At 34.1% G+C, this 12,628-nt stretch carries 6 protein-coding genes; 1 reads left to right on the top strand and 5 read right to left on the bottom strand.

The features are described 5' to 3' along the window. Positions 1–36: 36 nt before the first annotated feature. The 4 genes from D1816_RS26020 to D1816_RS05795 all read right to left on the bottom strand — a co-directional run bounded on the left by D1816_RS26020 (position 37) and on the right by D1816_RS05795 (position 10,014). Complete coding sequence (locus tag D1816_RS26020; protein ID WP_233565249.1) at positions 37–5,463, bottom strand: Ig-like domain-containing protein; 5,427 nt, start codon at positions 5,461–5,463, stop codon at positions 37–39. A gap of 661 nt (positions 5,464–6,124) precedes the next feature. After that, entirely contained in the window at positions 6,125–7,714 is a 1,590-nt protein-coding gene (locus tag D1816_RS05805) for a T9SS type A sorting domain-containing protein (RefSeq protein WP_118501531.1), read from the bottom strand. Between the two features lie 310 nt (positions 7,715–8,024). After that, positions 8,025–8,774, bottom strand: coding sequence for a C40 family peptidase (locus D1816_RS05800; protein ID WP_118501529.1), 750 nt, complete (start codon positions 8,772–8,774; stop codon positions 8,025–8,027). 61 nt (positions 8,775–8,835) lie between these two features. Then, entirely contained in the window at positions 8,836–10,014 is a 1,179-nt protein-coding gene (locus D1816_RS05795; protein WP_118501527.1) for an acetyl-CoA C-acyltransferase, read from the bottom strand. A 235-nt stretch (positions 10,015–10,249) separates the two neighbouring features. On the opposite strand from D1816_RS05795, the gene D1816_RS05790 reads away from it, so the two are divergent. Continuing rightward, entirely contained in the window at positions 10,250–12,295 is a 2,046-nt protein-coding gene (locus tag D1816_RS05790) for an HD family phosphohydrolase (RefSeq protein ID WP_066309267.1), read from the top strand. Between the two features lie 48 nt (positions 12,296–12,343). Here D1816_RS05790 and D1816_RS05785 read toward each other — a convergent pair whose 3' ends face one another. Next, positions 12,344–12,616, bottom strand: a complete 273-nt coding sequence (locus D1816_RS05785; RefSeq protein ID WP_066309269.1) for a DUF3817 domain-containing protein — start codon at positions 12,614–12,616, stop codon at positions 12,344–12,346. Positions 12,617–12,628: the final 12 nt, after the last annotated feature.

Genomic DNA, 12,628 nt, shown 5'->3' with positions numbered 1-12,628 from the left:
ACTCTTAGTTTTATAATGGGACTTCATTAAATTGTCCTAGTCTTTTAAAATTTTAAGGTTAAAATTACTAGTACCGTTTTGAACTTGCACAAAATACATTCCTTTAGGAAGTTGAGAAACATCTAATTGCGCATTTTTAGAAGCAGACGTTCTTTCTTTCAAGATTGTTTGTCCTCTTAAATCTATTATAGTTATCAAACTTTTTTCAGAAAGACCACTAAGATTTAAAACATTATGTACAGGGTTAGGGAACGCCTTTATAAGATTAGCATTTAATTCATCTTTAGCTCCTGTTGTTGAATTGTACGTAATTGTTAAAACCGGTTTTCCGGTAGCAGCTTCAGAAGAACTAAAGTTAGCATCAGCGCCATTAGCTTGACTAACGATTAAGGTTAAGAAGTTACCATTTTTAGTAACACCAGTTAGTGCAATGTCTTTAACGGTATCTTTAGAAAAAGGACCATTTATATTACCTAATGCAACACCTTTTCCCGGAGCATTGGCAGAAGTTAAATTCGTTTCTGTCCAATTGCTATTTGTTCCTAGGTTAACATCAATTACTCCATTACCAGAATCAGTACTTCCTGTAAGTTTTAAGCTTGCAGAAGCTATAGTACCACTAATAGCTGAAACATCAAATTTTAAGTAAGAAACACGATTTGTTCCATCTACATAAAGCACATTATTATTTATGGTAGAATTATTACTTGCTTGTATATAAGCATCGTCTACTGGGTTTAAATCTACTGTTACTGGTGTAGAAGTATTGCCTCCTGTTGTTTTTCCTGAAACGGTAGCTGTAGCACTTGGGCCATTTCCACCAGGTCCGCATAATGAACGAACAACAAAATCATATGTTGTTCCTGCAGTAAGACCATTAATCGTTACAGAAGTAGCTCCGTTGTTTCCAGAAGCAAACGATACAGCACCGGATAAAGCACCATTAAAAGTACCTTCATTAAAAGCTCTTACTTCTATTATTCTTGTATCATTAGATGTATTATCAAAAGCTATAGTAGCAGAAGTATTTGTTGTGCTAGATACTGTTAAATTAGCCGGTGGTGCACTACAATCTGCTGTTGGTGTTGTAGCATTTAATGTAAACTCAGCTCGTTCAAAATTAAATAAGAAACCTGCAGTTCCTGTATATGTCAATCTAAGTCTTTGAGTACCTTCGGTTAATTGTATTTCAGTAGTGATAGGAGTACTGTAATTGTGCCAATCGTTATTTACAGGGACAGCAACTGTACCTAGATCAGTTCCTTTAACAGAAGCTACTATATTACCTCCAACACCGTTAGAAGAAGTAAAAGCAGTAAGTGTATAGGTTCCAGTTGTGGCTACATCAATATCATACTCGGTATAATTATTATTTTTAATGAAACCTAAATTTTGACCTCCATTTGTTCCTGGAGTATTTTCGGCTTTTACATCACCACTTTTAGCATCAAAGTTTTCTACTTCAATAGTTCCTGGGATAGCAAAAGTGTTTGGAGTAGAAACAGTATTTACAGTAACACTACTTGTAGCAGTAAATCCACCATCAGTAGTAGTTGCAGTAATAGTAGCTGTTCCAGCTGCTACTCCAGTTACTATACCAGCGGCACTAACTGTTGCAATACTTGTGTTGCTAGAACTCCATGTTACATTTTTATTTGTAGCGTTTACTGGTGCTACTGTTGCAGTCAAAGTACTTGTTTGAGCAACATCAATTGTGACCGTTGCAGGAGAAACATTTACTCCTGTTACTGCAATTGTTGTGGTTCCTCCAGAAGTAGTTCCTACAACTGTTGGAGCTAAAGGACTTGTGCCTGGAGTACCTCCAGGGCATAAAGCACGAAATACAAAGTCATATGCCGTACCAGCTACTAAACCAGTCATAGTTACACTCGAACTACCTGCCGCTGCCGCTGCAAAACCAACACCTCCTGTATTAATATTTCCTGTAAATCCACCTTCAGGGAATGCTCTTAACTCAAAAGTTCTTGTATCTGTAGCTGTATTATCAAAAGATAATGTAACAGATGTATCAGTTACGCTAGACACTGCCAAACCAGTTGGAGCTGCACTACAATCTACAGTTGGAGTTGTACTATCAGTACATTTAAACTCTAATGATGTCCAACGACCTCTAGAAAAAGCAAATCCTCCTCCTTCTGGTACTTGTCCATTAGAGTTTGAATTAAATTCTACTCTAAGTACAGCTTCATTGGCTACAGTAATACCACTAAAAGTTTGGCTAGCAGGAGAATAATCTACAGTAGTAGTTGGGTTTTGGAATGTTCCGATTAATACTTCATCAATGAATACTCTATAGGTACTCTCACCATCTAATTCGGCAAGAGTGTTAATCACTACATCATAAGTTCCTGCTTCTCCACTAAAAGAAGTGGTAGCAGCAGCAAACTGATCTTTGTATTGAGAAGCATCGATTGCTAAGGCATTTCTAACGTTATCTACATATCCCGGAGCAAATCCTGGAAGTTCAAAGTTTGAAAAATCACTTACAGCACCTAGGGTTACATTAGAGCAAGAGGATCCTCCTCCTACAGTAATAGTACTTGTAGCAGTAAATCCACCATCGTCTGTAGTTGCAGTAATAATTGCACTACCAGCCGCTACACCTGTAACTACACCGCTAGTATTAACTGTAGCAATTGAAGGATTATTTGATTCCCAAGTTACCGCTCTGTTCGTTGCGTTTGAAGGGGTAAAGTTTGGTGTTAAAGCACTAGTTTGTCCTGCATTAATTGAAACTGTTGCAGGTGATACAGAAACACCAGTCACTGCTATAGGATTGGTATTACCTTCTCGTGGAGATTCTGGAGTACTATTGTTTAAAGCTATAGGACGTTTTCCGTCTTGAAACATGAATAGTCTATCGATAACATGACCTTTTGAACGCCCTGCCACTTCAATCGAATAATAACCAGGTGTATCAAAGTCGGCAAAAATAGTCAATCCATTTACACCTGCATGTTCTCCTGTACATTCATTCACAAAGGCATCTTTTTGTACCCATACTTTCATCCATTCATTTAAACTTCCGGTTTTAGCACCTCCTTTGGTTCCATAAAAATCAGTTCCGTTTACTTTTAACCAAGAGTCGTTTGCCCCGTCAAAAGTTGTTGAATTGAAACCGTACCCTGTACGCCAAATAAATTGATAAGTACCGGGAGTATTTATTTTGATATTATACTTTAATACTCCATCAGGAAGTGGGTCAACAAATTGACGATCTGGACCATCATATTGCATGTAACCATTACCTAATGGCTGATTTCCTCCAGTTGTCTTTTTTGACCAAAGTGAGTTTGTTGGGAAATCAAGTGATTCAGTTTCAATTACCAAATATCCATCATTTTCTACCCAAGCACCTGATACTACTGGTGCAGGAGTAACAGTAACAGTAGAAGTATCTGTAAAACCACCGTCTACAGTAGTAACTGTTATTGTTGCAGTACCTTCTGCTATAGCTGTCACAACTCCATTAGCATTTACTGTTGCTACTGCGGTATTATTAGAGCTCCATGTTACGTCTCTATTGGCAGCAGATGAAGGACTTACTGTAGCTGTTAAGTTTGATGTTCTTCCTACATTAATAGATACAGATGCTTGTGTTATACTTACACCAGAAACAGGATCGGTTCCATTTTGTCTTACTAAGGCTACCCAATCAGAGTTAGCCGAATTTGGAGGGTTACCAATACTTCTGTTACCACCTCCAGAAACTCGTGTTACATTACCATTTAATAATGCTCCACCACTACGTGGATTGAACCATTGCACAGAAAAATCTCCTGATTGTCCATTTAAGTTCAAGTTTGTAGAACCTCCATTTTCTAAATAGATTACATACGTTCTTCCTGCTTCTGCTAAACAATTTGCAGAACCAGATACTAGATTATCATTATTAGAGGTTTTCCAAAATTCAATATTATTATTCTGGAAAAAATCTATTACGGCATAACGTGACCAAGTAAATAATGTATTAAAACGGTTGAAGTTTTCCGTTTTAAAATCACCTTGTCCACCGCCATACCACATTACACCAGGTCCACCGGCTATCATAGTTTTCCAAAGAATACGGGTTCTAGCTTCTGTTTTAACAGCACTACTCGAAATGTTTTGTGACGTAAAAATTCCTGTTCCTCCAGGATTTTGCTCATCTGAAGCAACTACCCAAGGAGTTCCATTATTTTTAGAATTGTTAATCCAAGTTAATATTCCATCAGGTCCATTGTAAGCAGATGCATAATTACTTTTGCTAGAACTTTGAATAGAAGCTCCTGTTAATTTTGCATTTAAATTTAACCAAGTTGTATACTTGTTATGCTCATCAGGATAGGTATGAATCACACGATGATTTTGCCAAGGATCATTAGCGGCCATAAAATCAATACGTTCTATAGCACTTGCAGGGGTTCCACGATATTCTTCAGAGAAGTTCCATTCTACTGCTAAATGATGACCAAAACGAGCGATCATTTCACGGTAGTATGTTTTTATTTGATTACTATTTAAGGCATCCCAATTTTCATTTTCGGCTAATTTTAAGTGTAATAATAATCCATTGTGCTCAGCATGATTTAAAACAATTTCCCATTGTTCTAACTTAGATACATCGTAAACAAATTTAGCATTGGCAGTTGTCCATGGATATACATTTTTATCATCACCCCCAAAAAGACTCATAGAAACAGAGTTCATTCGTTGATTTTTAAGGTAATTTAAGGCGCCAATAATGTTTTTACCTTTTCCACCATCCCAAGTAGGGTCAGTGTTGTTGTAATCTGATGCATGTGGATTAAATTGGTGTTCAGGAGTAAATCCAGAGTTTATATTCCCTGCAACGTCGGCATCAAAATCGTTATAGTTTAAGAAGTTTTCAGGAGAATCTGGACCTAGCTTCAGATAATACTCTCCAGTTTCAGAAAATTGAAGATAACGACGCTCACTATCTGTACCAGTAGTTTTATACACCAAACGACCTTTTGCTCTTAAATCTGGAGCTGTTTTGTTAGATGCGACAATCCCATTAATAGCTCCTGTTAAATTATGTACCGGAGAAGGTAAATTATTAACAGATGCTATTGCAACGTTATTTCCTGTATAATAAAGTACTCTATAACTCCAGTTTCCTATTTCATTAGGTCTTAAGAATGCTCTATATACCTTACCTTGTTTAGCATTTGAGTTAGCAGCGTTACCATCTGCAGCAAAATAACCAGGTACTCTAATAGTCGTTCCGCTTGGACTGGTAAAGATAACATCCATCCTTGTGTTTCTAAATGTACCTTCAGATTCTGATAAATTACCACCGGGTAGTGTTAGAGAAACGGCCACTTTATGCCATTTTTGAAGTGTTCCGCTGACATTTACGGATTGAGCATGCCCCATATAGGACATGACCATTATCATCATTATAGCCCATAATGATGATAGGGTTTTTCTTTTTTTCATGATTTGTGTTTGTTGAGTTAAAAGTTTTAGTTAATGAGTTTTTTTTTGCTTTTGAGTTTAGTTATGCTCTAAAGCAAGCGTAAATATATACTAGTACAAAAGGAAAGGAGAACTATACTAAGTAAAAATCAATGACATATGATTTTGTATACCATTTGTACTCTATGTACCCCAAATGTACCCTAGTTTGTTTAAGAATAGAAATAGTATTAATCCCTTTTTGAAGCCTAAAATATTTGAAAAATGTATTAATATTATATTAGGTGAAGAATATGAAACACCCTGATATCATTATGAGGTTGGCTTATTTATGTTACCAAACAAAAAACCAAAAAGACTATTAGAATACTAATGGTAGTTAAAACATGAGTTATTGTTATAAGGGTATCCTAAATCGAAAATTTGGATTGCAACAAATGGTTTTAGGGGCTTGTAATTAGAACAATAAACAAGAAAAAATGATTATAATTTTGAATTTTATCGAACCTTTTAGAACTAAAATTTATGTTATGATGCCTCTTCTTTTTTAGTACAATAATTATAAGTAATGATTAGAAAAATGAGGTTAAATGATATTAATTCTCTTTTTTTTGATTGAAAGAAACTAATAAAAAAACGCCATGTATTAATACATGGCGTTTCTAAATATTTAAACTACGATTTATCTTTTAATAAATCTAATAGTCTTATTTTCAATAGTATTTTTTACAGTTAGTAAATACATACCTTTTTGAAGATGAGATATATCAAACTTCATGTTTTTTCCTGTAGTAGTTTCCTGTATTACGGTTCTTCCAGAAATATCTTTAATAGATACATTACTTTCTATATCTGCGCCTAGTACCTGTAGTTCATTTGTTGCAGGATTAGGATATATAGTTAAATTTAATTTATTAGACTCTATAGTGTTACTTTTAGAACCTACGGCATCAAATTTCCATTGGGTATAGTTACCAGAATATGTTGTTGGACGTTGTACCATAGGACTATTATTAGCATCAGTACTAGGTCTAAAGTAGTGATTCGTTTGTCTATTTTGTAAGTAAAAATATCCATTAGAAGAGTTTACTTTTTTCCATTGTGTATAGTTACCACCATAACTAGTAGGTCTTTGTTCAAGAGCAGAACCATCATTATCACCTACTGGTCTAAAGTATTTACCAGTTTCTACATTTTTTAAGTAAAAATAACCATTAGAAGTATTTACTTGTTCCCATTTTACTATGTTACTTGTAGTATTTGACGAAACTTGGATCAATGTAACTGCATCTGAATTATTCTGAGGCTGTAATTTTTTCCCCGTTTGACGGTTTACTATAAAAAATTGCTGATTTGGATTAGGATCTGGATCCGGATCTGGATTGTTTCCTGTAGTATTCATTACGTACCTAGACCAAAATTTGGCATGAGTATCTGCTTTTGTACCTATTTCAAAAATCCACCAATTTTCAACACAATCAGAATAGTCAACACCATCTGTGAAGAAGAATGACCAGTCATGAGGAAACCCATTAGGAAAATAATTGTTAAAAATACGATCAGCTTCTGTCCATAGTCTTTTGGCTACACTATTAGGGGAGTTTTTAGCTTGATCAACAAATGAATTGCTTCGATTTCGATACATAGGTGTTGACCATGGTCCATGATCTCCCCATCCGTCATTCCAACCTGCATTTCCATCATCAAGAAGAAAGTATCTTGTGTTTGCTTTTACATTTCGGAGTTTGGATTGATTTGCTTTACCTTCATTAAAACCATCATCATGTTGAACTAAAATCACATTGTTTTTAGTTGTTGTAGAACTGATGCCGTTATTAGCGTTAATTAAAGGCATTAACCAATCTGCTGTTACATCTGATTGACCTCCTTCTTGTACCCAAACTTTCCCACCATTTTTGAGGATAGGTGTTACTTTATTGGTTATGGCTGCTATGGCTGCAGACCTGTTATTATGTGCATCGGTCCAGTTGTTTCCAAAAGCCATATTGAAAAGTGAATTTGATTGAAGGTATCTTCCACCTTGATTACCATAAGCACCAGCAACGGCAAAATAATTTACATTACTTAAATCTTGGTGTGCAAGCATACTACCAAGAGCTGCTACTGCATGAATATCATCTGGATCAGGTCTAATGTCAAAACAAGCGATCAAAATATCTTTGTTTTTATTAAAACTAGGACGTTGTGCAAAGGCACTAGAAAATGTGATCAAAAAGATCATCTTCAGAAAAATAAGAGTTTTAAATTTCATGATTTGTGTTTTTAAGAGTTAATTTAATTGAGTAGTTATTACCTCGAAAGGTGTTGCAAATGTATTATTACATGAAGTGTAATTGCAATAAGATGTTATGCAAAAAGAAGAGTAGGTGCTTTATGTATACCATTTGTACTCCATGTACTCTTTGTGTATTCCTAAATTAGAGCTTTTAAAATGGATATAAATCGCTTTTCACGAATTGATATTGGCAATTTACATTGAGCGGATTGTAAATTATTTACAAATATTTATTGTAGGGTTTATTCAAGAAAAGGGGAGTAGTACCTGTAAAAAACAGGTTTGATTAGATAATCCTTTTGATTACTCTTAATTGGTGTGTATGCGTACGTTTTTCTGCATTATAAATGCCTGTATGATCTATACGATCCACACGCACTTTACCATGCGCGTGGATAATATAGTTATCTTTCATTATAATACCTACATGAATAATAGCACCTTCTTCGTTATCGAAAAATGCAAGATCTCCAGCTTCACTTTCTTCAATAAAACTTAAAGGTTCTCCTTGAGTTGCTTGTTGAGACGCATCTCTTAATAATTTATATCCATTAAGTTTGTAAACCATTTGAGTGAAACCGCTACAATCAATACCAAAATTTGTTTTACCTCCCCAAAGATAGGGAGTGTTTAAGTATAAAAACGCAGTTTCGACAATCTGATCTTTAGTCCGTTTTTCTGTAATTCTAAGCCCTTCATATTGGTGTTCTAAAAAATCCAAACTACCTAAAGATACTCCTAAAGGTACAGGCATTAATTGATTTTTTGCGCAACTAATAAACTCTACTAAATCCCCTGCCAAATCTTGATGTTGGGTATCAAAATTTTTATAATCGGTTTCAGAAATTTCCAAATACTGTTTATTATCAATCCAACCTTCGTATTTATCAAAGGCCAGACGAATTTTACTCCATTTTTTTCGTTGTTCTATTACTTTAAAATGGTCACCATATAATACTTGAGAAACCATTTCACTGGTGTCTTTTGGTTCAAAACGTAATGGGACAATACTCAGATTACAAATACCGTATTGCATGAATTTTATATAGAAAATTTAAACGAAGTTTCGCTGATATTAAATATTGATTTTAGTACAGTTAAACACGTTCTACAATCATTGCAGAAGCACCACCACCGCCATTACATATTGCAGCGGCACCTATTTTAGCATTATTTTGTTCTAGAACGTTCATTAATGTAATTAATATTCTTACACCCGAACAACCTAACGGGTGTCCTAAAGATACAGCACCACCATTTACGTTGGTATTTTTATCTGTAAGGCCTAATATTTTCATATTTGCTAAACCTACAACAGAAAATGCTTCATTAAATTCAAAGAAATCTACATCTTCTAAAGCTATATTTGCCTTATCAATAGCTTTTGGTAAAGCTTTCGCAGGTGCAGTTGTAAACCATTTAGGTTCGTGAGCAGCATCGGCATAACTTTTGATTTTTACAAGAGGTTTTAAACCTAATTCTTTAGCTTTTTCTGCACTCATTACAACTACTGCGCCTGCTCCATCATTAATAGTCGAAGCATTTGCGGCTGTAACAGTACCATCTTTGCTAAAGGCAGGACGCAAAGCTGGTATTTTTTCCATTTTCACGTTTTTGAATTCTTCATCTTCAGTTACCAGTATAGGTTCGCCTCTACGTTGAGGAACAGCAACTGGTACAACTTCATTAGCAAATTTACCTTCTGCCCAAGCTTTAGCAGACCTTTCGTATGATTGTATTGCATAAGCATCTTGATCTTCTCTGCTAAACTCATATTCATTAGCACATAAGTCGGCACATACTCCCATTGCATTATTATCATAAGCATCTACTAATCCATCTCTTTGCATGCCATCTTCAAAAGTTTGAGGTCCAAATTTATGACCTGTTCTAAGTCTAACATAATGAGGAATTAAGCTCATATTTTCCATACCACCGGCTACAATAATATCGGCATCCCCCAAGGCAATAGCTTGGGCAGCATGCATAACGGCTTTCATACCACTGGCACAGACTTTATTAACAGTAGTACAAGGCACCGTATCGCTTATTCCAGCAGCTAAAGCAGCTTGTCTGGCAGGTGCTTGACCATTCCCAGCTTGAACTACATTACCCATAAACACTTCTTGAACTAACGATGGATCAAGACTTATTTTATCTAATGCACCTTTAATTGCAGTAGCACCTAGTTGGGTTGCAGGAACAGTGGATAAACTTCCTAAAAAGCTTCCTATAGGTGTTCTTGCAGCAGAAACAATTACAACTTCTTTACTCATTATATTTTTTTTAGATATGTGTATTATTTGTTGCGAATTTAAGGATTTTTTGCAGGATAAACATAAGAAAGTGCAAAGTAGAATCCGCAAACTTTTATTTTATAGTTGTCGAGTTACTTTTCAATAAATTACGATTTTAAAAGCTATTTTTGACTTGTTATTTTGTTTGTTACTTTCTTAACGATATACATCTAACTTTGATTTAGTACTTTTGAGTAATTAATTGATTCAATTTGTGAAAAGAATTTTAGACAGCCTGTATAAAAGAAAATCAACTATCTATAAGATATTTCTTTTTATAATTACTACTGCACTAATCGTGTATCTATTCCCTAAAGGAGGAATTTTTAAGTACGAGTTTACCAAAGGGAAACCATGGCAATATGAAAACTTGTATGCTCCCTTTGATTTTGCAATAGCTAAAACAGAAGAAGAAATTGAGGATGAGAAAAAACGAATCACAGATAATATTATTCCGTATTTCGAGTATGATACAATAATTGCGAATACTGCAAAAGAGTTGTATGAAGAAATGTTTGCAAGTAACCTTCCTACGTTAAATCAAAGTAGTACACGTGATCAAGCTAAACTTTTTGGAAGAATTTTATTAAATGATATATATAGATATGGTGTTTTGCAAGAAACCTATTCTTATAGTAGTAATAGACAAATATTTTTAAATAAAGGAAACAAAGCTGAAGCTGTTACATATGGTCAAATACAAACTCCCAATGCCATAACCCGTCTTATTAATTCAAGAATTGATAAAAGTGAATATACAAAGTTTAAAAGTGGTTTTGTGGCCTTGTTTTATGATTTGGTAAAACCTAATGTTAGGTTGAATGATAAATTAACCGAAAGTACATTAGAAAATGAACTAGCCAAGGTTTTAACGACTAGAGGAGGGGTATCTCGTGATAGTAGGATTATAGCTAAAGGAGAAGTTGTCGAAGGAGATAAATTACAAATTTTAAGTTCTTTAAAGGCAGAGTATGAGTCTCAGGTTTGGAGTGACAAGAATTTTTATTGGATTGTTTTAGGGTATAGTCTTTTGGTGTCTCTGGCATTAATGATGCTATTATTGTTTATTAGAAAATACAGAACAGAGATCTATGATAATAATACTCAGGTCACTTTTATTTTTTTCAATATACTTTTTATGGTTTTGATAACCACCTTGGTGGTAAAATATAGATCTGGTTATATCTATGTCGTTCCTTTATGTATATTACCATTAGTGTTAAAAGCCTTTTTTGATTCTAGATTGGGTTTATTTACACATGTGGTTACGGTTTTGATTTTGGGATTTGTAGTTCCTAATAGTTATGAATATACGTTCTTACAAATTATTGCGGGAATAGTAACTATACTTACTATCTCTGAATCGTTTAAAAGAGCAAATTTATTTATTTCGGTAGGACAAATTACGGTAGTTTATATCCTTGCTTATATATCATTTCACATTATTCATGAAGGAAGTATAAGTAATATTGATTGGATAACTGTGGTCTTGTTTGTTATTAGTGGATTTGCGACTTTAATTGTTCATCCTCTGATTTATGCGTATGAAAAATTATTTGGATTAATATCTGATGTATCTTTATTAGAGCTTAGTGATACGAATTCAATATTATTAAAAGAATTGTCTAATAAAGCGCCTGGAACTTTCCACCATTCTCTTAATGTAGCTAATATTGCAGAAGCTGCAGCAAATGAAATTGGTGCAAATGCTATGCTTGTTAGGGTAGGAGCTCTTTATCATGATATAGGTAAAATGGCAAACCCAACTTACTTTACAGAGAATCAATCTACGTCTGGAAATGCTCATGATGTATTATCTCCTAAAGAAAGTGCTAGAATTATTATTAATCATGTAATTAGAGGTATAGAAATTGCGAAAAAATACAAATTACCAGACCGTGTGATCGATTTTATCAGAACACATCACGGTACTAGTACGGTATATTATTTTTATACAAAAGAGAAAGAAAGTAATGAAAATGTAAATATTGAAGATTTTAGGTATCCAGGACCTAAACCTTTTTCTAAAGAGACCGCTATTTTAATGATGAGCGATAGTGTAGAGGCGGCTTCAAAAAGTTTAAAAAACCCAACAAGTAGCTTAATAGATTCTTTTGTAGAAAAAATCGTAAGTAAACAAATGGATGACGATCAATTTATCAATGCAAATATCACTTTCAAAGAAATTCAACAAATTAAAAAGGTATTCAAACGTAAACTAACCAATATCTATCATTTGCGAATAGAATATCCAGAATAGCATCATATGTTATCCTATGTGATTTATAAACGTCTTTTTTTAAATCTGTTATTTTAAATATTTTTTATCCATCCAAAAGGTTCCAAAAGGGATAATTGAACATAGTAATACTATAGCAAGAGTTTTTGTGTTCCACTTTTTTTCTGGCTTAACAAGAAATGCAAACACAATATATATAAGAAATAAAAAACCGTGAGCCATACCAATTACTTTATTGGGTTCTGGAGAATCAAACATGTATTTTAAAGGCATGGTAACAAATAAAATTAGGAGGTAAGAAATACCTTCTAGGTAGCTAATTATTCTGAAACTGGTAATCATAGGCAATTATTA

The sequence above is a fragment of the Aquimarina sp. AD10 genome (assembly GCF_003443715.1).
GTDB classification, from domain to species: domain Bacteria; phylum Bacteroidota; class Bacteroidia; order Flavobacteriales; family Flavobacteriaceae; genus Aquimarina; species Aquimarina aggregata.
Note: the sequence above shows the minus strand (reverse complement) of the source record. Positions and strands in the feature narration are given on the sequence as shown.